Origin of the sequence: Halomonas sp. 141 (genome assembly GCF_002810305.1) — a bacterium.
Taxonomy (GTDB): domain Bacteria; phylum Pseudomonadota; class Gammaproteobacteria; order Pseudomonadales; family Halomonadaceae; genus Vreelandella; species Vreelandella stevensii.
In genome coordinates, this window is sequence record NZ_PINZ01000035.1 from 1 (window position 1) to 13,387 (window position 13,387).

At 61.7% G+C, this 13,387-nt stretch carries 10 protein-coding genes; 2 read left to right on the forward strand and 8 right to left on the reverse strand.

The annotated features are described in order from the left end of the window. Positions 1–123: 123 nt before the first annotated feature. The 4 genes from CWI66_RS13340 to CWI66_RS13355 all read right to left on the reverse strand — a co-directional run bounded on the left by CWI66_RS13340 (position 124) and on the right by CWI66_RS13355 (position 4,832). Complete coding sequence (locus tag CWI66_RS13340; protein ID WP_016916012.1) at positions 124–510, reverse strand: hypothetical protein; 387 nt, start codon at positions 508–510, stop codon at positions 124–126. A gap of 89 nt (positions 511–599) precedes the next feature. Further along, a complete protein-coding gene (lysS, locus tag CWI66_RS13345; RefSeq protein WP_100731951.1) occupies positions 600–2,111 on the reverse strand; it encodes a lysine--tRNA ligase in 1,512 nt (503 codons plus the stop codon). Between the two features lie 34 nt (positions 2,112–2,145). Then, positions 2,146–3,244 (reverse strand): peptide chain release factor 2 gene (gene prfB, locus CWI66_RS13350; protein ID WP_100731952.1). Its coding sequence is split into 2 segments (ribosomal slippage): positions 2,146–3,168 and positions 3,170–3,244, totalling 1,098 coding nucleotides; the frame shifts between segments, so codons are not numbered across the junction. A gap of 235 nt (positions 3,245–3,479) precedes the next feature. Continuing rightward, positions 3,480–4,832 carry an OmpP1/FadL family transporter gene (locus CWI66_RS13355; RefSeq protein WP_100731953.1) on the reverse strand — a complete coding sequence of 451 codons (1,353 nt, stop codon included), beginning with the start codon at positions 4,830–4,832 and terminating at the stop codon, positions 3,480–3,482. 268 nt (positions 4,833–5,100) lie between these two features. Between CWI66_RS13355 and CWI66_RS13360 the strand changes: the two genes are divergently transcribed. After that, positions 5,101–5,544 (forward strand): MerR family transcriptional regulator, encoded by a 444-nt coding sequence (locus CWI66_RS13360; protein ID WP_040461254.1) that lies wholly within the window; start codon positions 5,101–5,103, stop codon positions 5,542–5,544. Continuing rightward, on the forward strand, positions 5,511–8,057 hold the full coding sequence (locus CWI66_RS13365; RefSeq protein WP_100731954.1) for a heavy metal translocating P-type ATPase: 2,547 nt from the start codon (positions 5,511–5,513) through the stop codon (positions 8,055–8,057). Before CWI66_RS13360 ends, CWI66_RS13365 begins: the two co-directional genes overlap by 34 nt. 75 nt (positions 8,058–8,132) lie before the next feature. Here CWI66_RS13365 and CWI66_RS13370 read toward each other — a convergent pair whose 3' ends face one another. The 4 genes from CWI66_RS13370 to CWI66_RS13385 form a co-directional block, all read right to left on the reverse strand. Beyond that, complete coding sequence (locus CWI66_RS13370) at positions 8,133–8,750, reverse strand: YitT family protein (RefSeq protein ID WP_016916005.1); 618 nt, start codon at positions 8,748–8,750, stop codon at positions 8,133–8,135. Between the two features lie 70 nt (positions 8,751–8,820). After that, entirely contained in the window at positions 8,821–10,611 is a 1,791-nt protein-coding gene (locus tag CWI66_RS13375; protein WP_081138830.1) for a single-stranded-DNA-specific exonuclease RecJ, read from the reverse strand. Between the two features lie 6 nt (positions 10,612–10,617). Continuing rightward, positions 10,618–12,006 carry a threonine synthase gene (gene thrC, locus CWI66_RS13380; RefSeq protein ID WP_100731955.1) on the reverse strand — a complete coding sequence of 463 codons (1,389 nt, stop codon included), beginning with the start codon at positions 12,004–12,006 and terminating at the stop codon, positions 10,618–10,620. 2 nt (positions 12,007–12,008) lie between these two features. Then, the gene (locus tag CWI66_RS13385) at positions 12,009–13,325 is read right to left on the reverse strand and encodes a homoserine dehydrogenase (protein WP_081193954.1); all 1,317 of its coding nucleotides are present in this window, start codon (positions 13,323–13,325) and stop codon (positions 12,009–12,011) included. Between the last annotated feature and the right edge of the window lie 62 nt (positions 13,326–13,387).

Consider the following 13,387-nt stretch of genomic DNA (forward strand, 5'->3'; position numbering starts at 1 on the left):
GTGATGATGTCGTCCAGCCATCGACATCGTTGTGTATAGGTTTAGTTTTGAGTCGTTAGGAGATTTGCGACAACCTCGATTGGGCGAGGGTTTACGCGGAATTTTGCTAAAAATAATAGCACGCTAATCTTGTTCGTTGTCGAGCAGCAGGGCATCGTCAACGTCAGAGATCTCGAGGGCCGTCTCGTCATCCAGGTCGATGGCCAGATAGCTGTGCTCGACGCGCAGGAAATCCTCGAACAGCGCCCAGTCGAGCTTTTCGGGCCACTGGCGCTCATCCTCTTCCCAGGCGCGCAGCTCGGTTTCCAGAATCTCCACGTGCCGGTCGCGGACAAACGTCTCCAGCGCCTCCGGGGTATCCATTTCGGGAATCAGATACACCGTGCTTTCACGCTCGACGTCGGCCAGGGTCAGGTCGTCGTCTCCCATGGTGGGTTCGAGCGCATTGATCCAGTCCACGAAGGTCTGGGTCGGCCTGACGCTCAAGGCAGAGCGATTTAGCAGTTTCATGGGATTCTCCTCGCCGTCGAAACGTTGACCATTATGGGCGCTAAAACGCGCCCTTACCAACTTTTCGTCCGCCCCTGCGACGTTTAACGTTAATCAACCTCGGGGCGCATCGCCGGGAACAACAACACGTCTCGAATGGAGGGACTGTCGGTAAACAGCATCACCAGCCGGTCGATCCCGATGCCTTCGCCTGCCGTGGGCGGCATACCGTACTCCAGGGCGCGAACGTAGTCGGCATCGTAGTACATGGCTTCCAGGTCCCCGGCGTCTTTTTCGGCTGCCTGCTCACGGAAACGCTCCGCCTGGTCTTCGGCGTCGTTCAGCTCCGAGAAACCATTGGCGATTTCACGCCCACCGACAAAGAACTCAAAGCGGTCGGTGACGAACGGGTCGGCGTCGTTGCGGCGCGCCAAGGGGCTCACCTCGGCGGGGTATTCGGTAATGAACGTGGGCTGGTCGAGCTTGTGCTCGGCCACTTCCTCGAAGATCTCGGTCTGCAGCTTACCCAGGCCCCAGCTCTCTTTCACCTTGATACCCAGCTTCTCGGCAGCCGCACGGGCCGCTTCCAGCGTCGCCAGGTCGGCCTCGGTAATGCCGTCGCCGTGATCCAGAATCGCCTGGCGCAGGGTCAGGCGCTTGAAGGGCTGGCCGAAGTCGTAGCTGGCCCCCTGGTAGGTAAGCGTGGTGGTGCCCAGCACTTCCTGAGCCGCCGTGCGCAGCATGGCTTCGGTCATGTCCAGCAGGTCGCGGTAATCCGCGTAGGCCCAGTAGAACTCCACCATGGTGAACTCGGGGTTGTGGCGCGTGGAGAGCCCTTCGTTGCGGAAGTTACGGTTGATCTCGAAGACCTTCTCGAAACCGCCGACCACCAGACGCTTGAGGTACAGCTCGGGCGCGATGCGCAGGTACATGTCGATGTCCAGCGCATTGTGGTGAGTAATGAAAGGGCGCGCCGCGGCTCCACCGGGGATCGGCTGCAGCATGGGCGTTTCCACTTCCATGAAGCCGCGCGCTTCGAAGAAGCGCCGCATGGAGCTGATCACCGCCGCACGGGTTTCGAATACCTTGCGCGACTGCGGATTCATGATCAGGTCTACATAACGCTGACGATAGCGCGCTTCCTGGTCGGTCAGGCCATGGAACTTGTCCGGCAGGGGGCGCAGGCTCTTGGTGAGCAGCTGCGCTTCCGTCATCATGACGTACAGGTCGCCCTTGCCGGATTTGTGCACCGGGCCGCGGGCCGCGACGATATCGCCGATGTCCCAGCCCTTGATGTCCTCCAGCACGTCTTCCGGCAGCCCTTTCTTGTCCACGTAGAGCTGAATCTGGCCAGCCACATCCTGAATCACGATGAAGGGGCCACGCTGGCGCATGACACGACCCGCTACCGACGCCTGATGGTCAAGCGCTTCCAGCTCGGCCTTGTCCTTGTCACCCAGCAGTTGCTGTAGCTCTACGGTCAGGCTGTCGCGGCGAAAGTCGTTTGGAAAGGCACTCTTGCCCTGCTCTGCCGCCCGCTCACGGCGGGCGGCGAGCTTGGCACGGCGCTCGGCGATCAGGTGATTTTCATTGTCGAAAGAAGACGCGTCTTGGTTGGCCATCGGGCACCCTATTCAAATTCACACGCTAAAAAGATTACAGACCCTGCTTCAGGCTGGCGACGATGAACTGGTCCAGATCGCCGTCGAGTACCTTGTCGCAGTTGCTGGATTGAACGCCGGTACGCAAATCCTTGATGCGCTGATCGTCCAGTACGTAAGAGCGAATCTGGCTACCCCAGCCGATATCGGCCTTGGAGTCTTCCGCTTCCTGCTTGGCCGCATTGCGCTTTTGCATTTCGTGTTCCCACAGCTTCGCCTTCAACTGCTTCATGGCGAAGTCGCGGTTGGCGTGCTGGCTACGCTGGTTTTGACAGGCCACCACGATGCCGGTGGGCTCGTGGGTGATCCGCACCGCCGAGTCGGTGGTGTTGACGTGCTGGCCACCCGCACCGCTGGAGCGGTAGGTATCCACGCGCAGGTCCGACGGGTTGATCTCGACCTCGAAGCTGTCGTCGATTTCTGGCGACAGAAAGACGGAGGCAAACGAGGTGTGGCGACGACCACCCGAGTCGAAGGGGCTCTTGCGCACCAGACGATGGACGCCGGTTTCGGTACGCAGCCAGCCAAAGGCATGGTCACCCTGAATATGCAGCGACGCCGACTTGATACCCGCGACTTCCCCGGCAGAGATTTCGATGATCTCGGTCTTGAAGCCGTGGCTTTCGGCCCAGCGCAGGTACATGCGCAGCAGAATGTTGGCCCAATCCTGAGCTTCGGTGCCGCCCGATCCTGACTGAATATCCAGATAAGCGTTGTTCTCGTCCATTTCTCCCGAGAACATGCGGCGAAACTCGAGTTTTTCCAACGCATCTTGCAGCCCGGACAGCTCCTTGCGGACTTCCTCGACCGTGGCCTCGTCTTCTTCCATCTCGGCCAGCTCCAACAGGTCGCGGCTATCCGCCAGGCCCTGCTCCAGCTCGTCGATGGTGGCCACGATGGCTTCCAGGGAGGCCCGTTCCTTGCCCAGTTTCTGGGCGTATTCCGGGTCGTTCCAGACGTTGGGGTCTTCGAGCTCGCGGGAAACTTCTTCTAGCCGATCTTTACGCTCGGCATAGTCAAAGATACCCCCTAAGAACGTCTGTCCGCTCAGACAGGTCCTTGATCTGGTTGTGAATCGGGTTGGTTTCCAGCATGGATGGCCCTAATCTTGGTCGGTAAATAAAGCTCGCTGACGCGGGGGTCGCCTCGCGCCGCAAAAGAGACAGTCGCCGTTGGGACGGCCTGGCCACCTGAGACGGTGCCAGCCACCCCAACGGCGACATTCTGGCAGGCATTGTAACCAAACCCGCTGCCAATCGCACCCACCCTGAGAAAGCAAAAAACCCGGCCGAAGCCGGGTCAGTCGATCAGTAAGCGCGAGCCGTCACATCAGAACCGATAGGTCAGCTGGGCACCGAAGCCGTGGACCTCGTTCTTGTAGTCGGCGGAGTAGCTTGCTCCCCCAATGGGAACGCCGCCAGTCGCGTCGCTTGCCAGGAGATCACTGCGCTCCTGACTGACGCTGGTACCCCGCTCGGTCAGGTAGGAGTAGGCGAAATCCAGCGTCAGGTCGTCGGTCGGACTCCAACCGGCACCGATAGAGAAGATACGGCGGTCGTCAGACGGAATCCGCACGCTGCGATACTCATCGTCGGACGGGGTGAAGTCCAGCGTGATACCGGCTCTCAGCGCCAGTTGCGAATTGAGCTGGTACTCACCGCCCAGTGCGTAGGCCCAGGCATTGGAGTAGTTCTGAATTTCCTGGGTGATGGTGTCACCCTGACTGCCCGTCACCAGAATCTGGTCGAAGCGGCTCCAGCGCACCCAGGAAGCCCCCGCCATCAGCTTCAGGCGATCCGTCATCTCTTGAGTGATGGAGAAGTTGACGGTCTCGGGTGTAGTCAGGTCCAGGCTGGCATCATCGGCGAGGACCACATTGCCCGCGGGATCATAAGCGCGGAAGTCACCCGTCAAGGTGTAGTCCACCTTGGAGCGATAGGTCAGACCCAGCGTCGTCTCGGGAACCGGCTGATAGATGACACCGATGTTGTAGCCCCAACCGTCGTCGTCACCCTCGACCCGCGAATCGATATCCCCGGTGGGGTTGAAGCTCGGATCGGTCGGCAGCTGTCTGCGAAGCTCACCATCCACGCTGTTGTAGGTGATGCCGACACCCACCGCCCACTGGTCATTGAAGCGATAGGAGACCGTCGGCTGGGCGCTAATGACCGTCACCTCGGTGTAATCACCGAAATAGCGCCCCTGGAAATCGTTCTCGTAGTCGGTCTTGGCGCCGAAGGGAGCATAGACGCCAAAACCGAAGGCCAGCCGCTCATTGACCGGCTGCGCATAGAAGGCAAAAGGCACTAGAGCCCCAGGCACCATGTCGCCATCGTTGGTGCCGGGTACGCCACCAATCGGCACCTGCACCCCGGCAGGTGCGCCACCCATCGCCACGCCCGCATCAAGTGTGCGGCTGGCTTCCACGTTACGAATGTCGGAGTTCACGTTCAGGTAAGTACCGCCCGCCGTCACCTGGGCGCGATCCAGGAATGACATACCCGCAGGGTTACCGAACACGATGGTGGCGTCGTTGACGTTCGAGCTACGCCCAGCATGGCCATAGCCCTGGCCACTGACGCTCTGTTCGTTGATCTGGTACCCGCCCGCCTGCGCCTGGCCAGTGAAGGCCACCGCTGCGATGGCAGCCGCAAGGGTCAGCTTCTTGAAGTTATTATTCATGGTGGGCCTCTCTCCCGATGATACGTCGGACGGTGCGTTCCATCCGCATTGTTCTGACACCTAAGTTTTCGCCCAATGTAGGGTTTGGTTCAAGGGCAAACGAGCGTTTTATTTTGTTTTTTACTTATACATTAGTCGCACGGTCGTTTGAAATCAGTGTTTTAGTCATTTCGATGGAGATAAGGGCGGCCCTTGACCTATGGGTTACCCAAGGGTTTTACGCTATCTTTTTCAAAAGCGATGTCAAAAAGGAGGCTTCGTGAGCGCCATCAAAGTCGGTGAACTGGCCAAACGCGGTGGCGTCACGGCGGAAACGGTGCGTCACTACACCCGTGAAGGCCTCTTGACGCCGAGCAGGCATCCAGACAATGGCTATCAGCTCTACACCGCTGGGGACCTGGAGCGCCTGCACTTCATTCAGCGCGCCCGCAAACTGGGTTTTAGCGTGGCCGAAATACGCGACATTCTGGCCCATGCCGACCAGGGCGACTCGCCCTGCCCACTGGTACGCGACCTGCTGGCCCATCGCCTGCCGCAAATCAGGGCGCGCATTGCCGAGCTGGAAGCGCTAGCGCACCGCATGGAGCAGGCGCTGGAGAGCTGGCAGACCATGCCCGACGGCACCCCCGATGGCCACAGCCTGTGCCGCTTGATCGAAAGTTTTCCCGAGGAGGCAGCATGCCCCAACGCCACGCACCGCCAACAACGCTGACCCGCGCCGTACCCGGCATGAACTGCCAGGGCTGCGTCAAGCGCATGCGGGAAGCGATTCTCGCCGAGGACGCCACTGCCGAGGTGACCGGCTTCCCAGCCGACAAACACCTGGAGGTCACCACCACCCTGAGCATGACGGCTCTGGATGACGCCCTGGCAAAGGCAGGCTACCCTCCCAGCGAGCTGGCCCCGCCAGCTGTTGACGACACCAAAACCGAGGCCGAAGGTAACGACTCGACGGCAGCGGCCCACACGGCTGACACGCCACGCTCCCACCAGGGCAGCCAGCGAATACGCCTGGCCATCACCGGCATGACCTGCGCCAGCTGTGTCAAAAGTGTCCAGAAAGCCTTGGAACGCGCACAAGGCGTGGATACGGCCAGCGTCAATTTCGCGACCCATACCGCCCAGGTGTTTGGCCACGTCGATGTAGCAACGCTGCTGGCCGCCGTCGATGCCGCAGGCTACCGCGCCGAACCGATTGTCGATATGCGCGCCGCCGAAGAGACGCGTGCAGAACAAGAAGCGCGGCTCTATAAAATCCGCCTGAAGGGTAGTGCCTACTCGCTCGCCTTGGCGCTACCGCTCATGCTCAGTATGTTTTTCTATCACCCACACCCGGTGGGGATGGGGCGCTTGTTCTGGCTGGTGATTGGCCTGCTCACCCTGGCCATTCTGGTCTTTCCTGGCCGCCACTTCTTTGTGAATGCATGGAAGAACCTCAAGCATCATCAAGCCAACATGGACACCCTGGTGGCCATGGGTACCGGCACCGCCTGGCTCTACTCCATGATGGTGGTGCTCTTTGCCCCCTGGTTGCCTGAGGTGGCTCACGGCATCTATTTTGAAGCCTCTGCCATGGTGATCGGCCTGATTTTGTTGGGCAATGCACTGGAGCTCAAAGCCCGCGGTCGCACCAGCAGCGCCCTTAAACGGCTGCTCGACCTGCAGGAGAAAACCGCCCGGGTGATACGCGACGGCGTTGAACAAGAAATCGCGGTGGACGATGTAGCGCTGGATGACCATATTCGCGTGCGCCCCGGTGAGCGGCTGCCGGTGGATGGCGTAGTGCTCGACGGCCAGAGCTATATCGATGAATCCATGCTTACCGGCGAACCGGTGCCCGTGCATAAAACAGCGGACGATGACGTAAGCGCGGGCACGGTGAACGGTAACGGTAGCTTGGTGTACCGCGCCACGCGCATCGGCCGCGATACCCGTTTGGGGCGCATTACCGAGCAGGTGGCCAGCGCACAAAACTCCCGCCCACCGATTGGCGAGCTGGCCGATACGATCTCAGGCATATTTGTACCCGCCGTGATGATTATTGCGGTGCTAACGGCCCTTGCCTGGTACAACCTCGGACCCGCTCCGGTGGCTATTCATATGCTGGTTACTGCTACTACCGTGCTAATTATCGCCTGCCCCTGCGCGCTGGGCTTGGCCACCCCGATCTCTACCATGATTGGCGTGGGCAAAGCCGCCGAGCATGGCGTGCTGGTGCGCAGCGGCGAAGCGCTGCAAACCGCTAGCCGCCTGAACACGCTGGTCGTCGATAAAACGGGAACGCTGACCGAAGGCAAACCGCGCGTCACCGAGGCAACGGTGCTGCACGATGATAGCACCCAAGTACTGGCCTGGGTGGCCGCCTTAGAGAGCCGCTCCGAGCACCCCCTTGCCAAAGCGCTGACGGCCTACGCCGAAGAGCAAGGCGCCCGACCCGATACGCTGGCTAGCTTTGATAGCGTGACCGGCGGTGGTGTTAAAGGCACCAGCCAAGCTAATGACACGCTGCTGCTAGGCAATGCGCGGCTACTGGATGAGGCTGGCGTTGATCTTTCCCCAGCAGACGAGAGCATTCGCCAGTTGGAAGCCAAGGCGCGCTCGCTGGTTTATTTAGCGGTGAATGGCAAGCTGGCCGCCCTCTTCGGCGTTAGCGACCCGCTGCGCAAAGATGCCGCCGCCGCCGTGAAGCGCTTGCAGGATGATGGGTTAACCGTGGTGATGTTGACGGGCGATAACGAGCATACCGCTGCTGCGGTGGCCCGCGAGGTCGGCATTAGCGAGTTCAAGGCAGGTATGACGCCTGACGACAAGCACGCAGAAATTGAGCGCCGCCAAGCGGCGGGCGAAGTGGTCGGCATGGTGGGCGACGGTATTAACGACGCCCCCGCGCTGGCCCGAGCCAACGTGGGTTTTGCCATTGGCCAGGGTACCGATATCGCCATGGAGAGCGCCGGTATTACGCTGATGCGCGGTTCACTACACGGCGTGGCCACGGCGATTGAACTGAGCCGTGCCACGCTCTCTAACATCAAGCAGAACCTGATCGGCGCGTTTGGCTATAACGTGCTGTGCATCCCGATTGCCGCTGGCGTGCTCTACCCCATGACCGGCATGCTGCTGTCACCCATTATTGCGGGCGCGGCCATGTCGCTCTCCTCCATCACCGTGGTCAGCAACGCCAACCGCCTGCGGTTATGGAAGCCCACCCAGCAGGAGGCCGTATGAGTTTACTGATCAATCTTGCGGGTATCGCCGTCATTGGCTTGATCGTCTGGTGGTTTTGGCTTAACTAGCAACCGCTTAGCTAACCCCGATATAACGCCCTGGCTTGTGGTTCAGGGCGATAATCAAGTTGAGCATCAGCGCCCCCAACACCGAGTAGCCTACGCGGTCTAGGGGTAGCTGGGTGAGTGCCACCAGCAGGATCACGGCGTCGATTCCCAGCTGCACAAAGCCTGCCCGCAGGCCATGCTTGTCTTGCAGGTAGAGCGCCAGAATGTTGATGCCGCCAAGGCTGGTGCGGTGGCGAAACAGCATCAGCATGCCAATGCCCATCAGCGCGCCGCCCATCACGGCGGCGTACAGCGAAGGGACGCTTTCAAAACTGACCCAGCGCTGGGTCAACTCGGAAAATAGCGAGACCAGGCCAATGGCGGCAAAGGTACGTAGCGTAAAGCTCCAGCCCATGCGCTTGATGGCCAGATAGTAAAACGGCAGGTTGATGGCAAAGAACCACACACCGAACCCCCATCCGCTCAGGTAATTCAGCAGCAGCGCCATCCCGGCGGTGCTGCCTGTCAGCAGCACCGCGTGGGTATACAGGGTGACTCCCAGCGCCACGAACAGCGTGCCCAGCAGCATCGCCATCACGTCCTCGTAGGGCTTGTGGGGGTCCTTGGGAAGATCTTCCATACGCATCGATGCGTCCTTTTTAGGATTGTTGGAGCGGCCGGGGCATCGGCCAAGGACGCGAGGATAGCGGAGCGCGTCAAACGGGGCTAGCGTGCTCCACCATCAACTGCAGTGCCTCGCGACCGCGCCAGCGGTTGCGGTTGAGCTTGTAGGCACAGTGCAGGGTGTCGCCCACCCCAAACGAAGGCAGCTCGCCCGGCGTCAGGGCGCGAAACCAGATCGCCTTGCTGGTCACCGCTCCCATGGAAAGCTCCATCATCAGATGCGAGCCTTCGGCTCCCACCGGGCGCAGCGCCTCCACGATGAAGCGTCCTTCGAACAGCGGAGGTTCGAACTCCCGGCCATAGGGGCCCAGGGTCTCGATCTCTTCCAGCGTGGCCAGGCTAAGCTGGGCCGTTGACAGCTCGCCATCGGTCCATAGGCGAGGGTAGAGCGGCATGTTGCCCAGTTGCTCGCCAACGGCCTGCAGAAAAGCCGCCTTGAAGGCCACCAGCTGCTCCCTGGGCACACCGACCCCTGCGGCACCGCGGTGCCCGCCAAAGCGCGGCAGCGCCTCTGGTGCCAGCTCGAAGGTTCTTTGCAGCGCGTCGCGCAGATGCAGGCCGTCGATGGAGCGGCCAGAACCGGTCAGCATGTTGGGTGCAGCGGCCCGCGTCAGTATCAGCGCCGGACGGCCATAGGCCTGTACCAGGCGGGAAGCGACGATCCCTTGCACGCCGGGGTGGCCGTCTTCCAGCAGCACCACGATAGCGGGCTCATTGGCCTCCAGAGCCGCGACCGCCAGCGCCTTGGCTTCCTCGGTCATGTCGGCTTCGATGGCCTTGCGCGACTGATTATCCTGATCCAGCACCTCCAACTGCCGATTGGCGACGCCGTCGCTCTCGGCCAGCATGAAGTGCAGCGCCGCATAGGGGTCGTCCAGCCGCGAGCGGGCATTGATGCGCGGGCCCATCTGAAACGCCAGGGTTTCGGCGTTGAACGGGACACTGTCGGCCCCTAACCGCGCGGCCATGGCGCGCCAGCAGGCGGCATCCATACGGTTGATCAGGGTCAACCCATGGCTGACCACCGCTCGGTTGGCAGGGCTGCCCCCCAACGAGACGCAGTCGGCCACCGTGCCCAGGGCCACGTAGGAGAGCCAGGGCGAGAGCTTGGGGGTGGCATCCGGCAGCGCGCCCCACTCCACCAACACGCTACGGGCCAGTGACATCAGTAGCCACGCCACCATGCAGCCTGCGATGGTTTTATCCGGATAGCGACAGTCGCTGCGGGTGGGGTTGACGCAGGCGTAAGCCGAGGGCGGCGGGCCTTCCAAGGGCAGCGCATGGTGGTCGCTGACCACCACGTCGATCCCCGCCGCTTTCAAGCGCACGATCCGCGGCTCGTCGGAGCTGCCACAGTCGGCGGTGATCACCAGCGTGGGCAGCGGCTTCAAGCCGAGCGTACGCTCCACCAGCGGTAGGCTGATGCCATAGCCATCGTGAATACGGTGGCCAATCAGGCTGTGCAGCTTATGCTCGGGCACGCCAAACAGCTCGACCAGAGTGCGCCGGATGACCACATGGGAAGTGATGCCATCGACATCGTAATCGGTCAGGATGCCGATGGACTCGCCTTCGGCGACGGCCTGGGCGATACGCTCCGCGGCGCGCCGACCATCGGCCAGCTTTTCAGGGTGCACCAGATAGCGCAGGCTGGGCGACACCAGCGGCGTCAGCTCGCCGGTATAGCCGGGCAGCCGCGACGCCAACAGGCGTGCCTGCAGCTCGCTTAGCCCTTGCGCCTGGGCGCGCATGTAAACAGCCTCGTCCAGGGGGCGAGGCTCGAGGCGAGGATGACTGGCTGAGAGGGGTGACACTGTCGTCATGCCACCTCAGCGACGGTTGTCGGCAACGAACTGCTGCACCGCACCCAGCTCTGCCGGCAGCACGGTGTAGCGCTCTTCACGCTCCAGCAGATCGTTCATGTGCGTGGGTAGCGGCACGCCCTGGAAGCCCGCCTTGACCACGGCTTCGGCAAATTTCGCCGGGTGAGCCGTGGCCAGGGTGATCATTGGCGTGGTGGTATCCTGACGCGCCCGCTCCGCCGCGCGATAACCGGTGGCGGTATGGGGGTCGAGAATCTCACCCGTGCGACGATGGGCTTCGCGAATGACTTCCAGAATCGTGGCGTCATCCACGCTGTAGCTGGCGAATTTTTCCCGCAGCTTGGCCAGCGGCGCATCGGCCAGCGCCGTGGGCTCCTGCTGGAAGCGCTCCAGCAGGGCGGCCACGGCGTCGCCATCACGCTCGTAGGCATCGAACAGCAGACGCTCGAAGTTGGACGACACGACGATATCCATGGAGGGCGCTAGCGTGGCAGCCAGCTCCTTTTTGGAGAAGTCGTTGGCCGCCAGGGTACGATGCAGAATGTCGTTGGCATTGGTGGCAATGATGAACTGCTTCACTGGCAGCCCCATCTTGTAGGCCATGTAGCCCGCAAAGACGTTGCCGAAGTTGGCCGATGGCACACAGAAGCTCACTTCCCGCTGCGGTGCGCCCAGTGCGACCCCGGCGGCCACGTAGTAGACGATCTGGGCCATGATGCGCGCCCAGTTGATCGAATTCACCGCCACCAGCCGGGTGCCGTTCAGGAAGCCCTGGTTGGCAAAGCTGGCCTTGACCATGGCCTGGGCATCGTCGAAGTTGCCCTCGATGGCCACGTTGAACACGTTGTCTGCCAGTACCGTGGTCATCTGACGACGCTGCACTTCCGACACGCGGTTGTGGGGGTGCAGAATGAAGATATCCAGGTTGTCGCAATGGCGGCAGCCTTCGATGGCCGCCGAGCCGGTATCCCCGGACGTGGCGCCCATGATCACCGCACGCTCGTCACGCTTTTTCAGGAAGTGATCCAGCAGCCGCCCCAGCAGTTGCAGTGCCACGTCCTTGAACGCCAGCGTGGGCCCGTGGAACTGCTCCAGCAGGAAGTGGTTGGCGTCGAGCTGCTTCAGCGGCAGCACCGCGTCGTGATTGAACGTGGCGTAGGCATCGGTGACCAGGCCATGGAACGTCTCGTCGTCGATCTCGCCGTTGACGAAGGGCTTCATGACCCGGAAGGCGATCTCGGCATAGGAGAGCCCGGCCATGCTGGCCAGCTCTTCACGGCTGAAGGTCGGAACGGTTTCCGGCACGTAGAGGCCGCCGTCGCTGGCCATGCCGGTGAGCACGACTTCCTCGAACGAAAGCGCGGGGGCCTGACCGCGAGTACTGACGTAGCGCATGCTCACTCTCCTTCGTCCAGGGCTTCCACACGAATGCGGGTGACGGGGCCTGCGATATCGGCCATGGCCTCGATTTCGCGGATCGCTGCGTTCATCTGGCGCTCTTTGGTGCGATGGGTCAGCAGAATGATCGGCACCAGCTCACCTTCGGTGGCCTCTTTCTGGATCAGCGCTTCGATGGAGATGCCCTGCTCGGCAAGAATCGTCGCCACACGCGCCAGCACACCAGGACGGTCCACTGCCAGCAAGCGCAGGTAGTAGGCCGTGGTGATCTCTTCCATGGGCATGATCGGCAGCTGGCTGACGTCTTCGTCGATGCCGCTGAACGCCAGGTAAGGCACTCGATAGTGGTGGTCGGTGGCGATATCACGCGCCACGTCCAGCAGGTCGGCCACCACGGCCGAAGCCGTTGGCTCGGCCCCGGCACCGGCGCCGTAATAGAGCGTCGGGCCCACGGCATCGCCCATGACCGCGATGGCGTTTTTCACCCCGTGGACATTGGCCAGCAAACGCTCTTTTGGAATCAGCGTGGGATGCACCCGCAGCTCCAGCCCTTGATCGGTACGCTTGGAGATGCCCAGGTGCTTGATCACATAACCGAGGTTGTCGGCTTGCTCCACGTCTTCGGCGGTGATCCGCGAGATGCCTTCGGTAAAGGCTTTTTCAAACTGCAGCGGCACGCCGTAGGCGATGGAGGCCAGAATGGTCAGCTTGTGCGCCGCATCGATGCCTTCCACGTCGAAGGTGGGGTCGGCTTCCGCGTAGCCCAGCGCCTGGGCTTCGGCCAGCACGTCTTCAAAGGCACGGCCCTCGTCCCGCATGTGGGTCAGGATGAAGTTGCCGGTGCCGTTGATGATACCGGCCACCCACTCGATACGGTTGGCACCCAGCCCCTCACGCAGGGACTTGATGACGGGAATGCCGCCAGCTACCGCCGCCTCGAACGCCACGATCACGCCCTTTTCGTGGGCCGCACGGAAGATCTCGTTGCCGTGCACCGCGATCAGCGCCTTGTTGGCCGTCACCACGTGCTTGCCATTGGCAATGGCCGTCAGCACCAGCTCACGGGCGATGTCGTAGCCACCGATCAACTCGACGAGCACGTCCACGTTGGGGTTGTTGGCCACTGCGAACACGTCGGTGGTGGCGTTGATGCCGGTAATATCGCAGTCAGCATGAATACTGCGGTGGGCGACCTGTTCGATGACGATGGGACGGCCCGCGCGGCGACTGATATCGTCCGCATTACGCGTCAGCACGTTGAACGTGCCACCACCAACCGTACCTAGCCCACAAATGCCTACTCTTACCGGTTTCAAAATACTTCCCCTTTCGTGTTGGGCGCCCTTGGGCACCGCCTCGTGATTCAGTGTCTCAGCGC

Excerpts from the sequence above, each read along its gene's own strand:
- CWI66_RS13370 (WP_016916005.1), bottom strand. The coding sequence starts at position 8,750 with ATGCGTATGGAAGATCTTCCCAAGGACCCCCACAAGCCCTACGAGGAC.
- CWI66_RS13355 (WP_100731953.1), bottom strand. The coding sequence starts at position 4,832 with ATGAATAATAACTTCAAGAAGCTGACCCTTGCGGCTGCCATCGCAGCG.
- CWI66_RS13365 (WP_100731954.1), top strand. The coding sequence starts at position 5,511 with ATGCCCCAACGCCACGCACCGCCAACAACGCTGACCCGCGCCGTACCC.
- CWI66_RS13340 (WP_016916012.1), bottom strand. The coding sequence starts at position 510 with ATGAAACTGCTAAATCGCTCTGCCTTGAGCGTCAGGCCGACCCAGACC.
- thrC (WP_100731955.1), bottom strand. The coding sequence starts at position 12,006 with ATGCGCTACGTCAGTACTCGCGGTCAGGCCCCCGCGCTTTCGTTCGAG.
- CWI66_RS13375 (WP_081138830.1), bottom strand. The coding sequence starts at position 10,611 with ATGACGACAGTGTCACCCCTCTCAGCCAGTCATCCTCGCCTCGAGCCT.
- lysS (WP_100731951.1), bottom strand. The coding sequence starts at position 2,111 with ATGGCCAACCAAGACGCGTCTTCTTTCGACAATGAAAATCACCTGATC.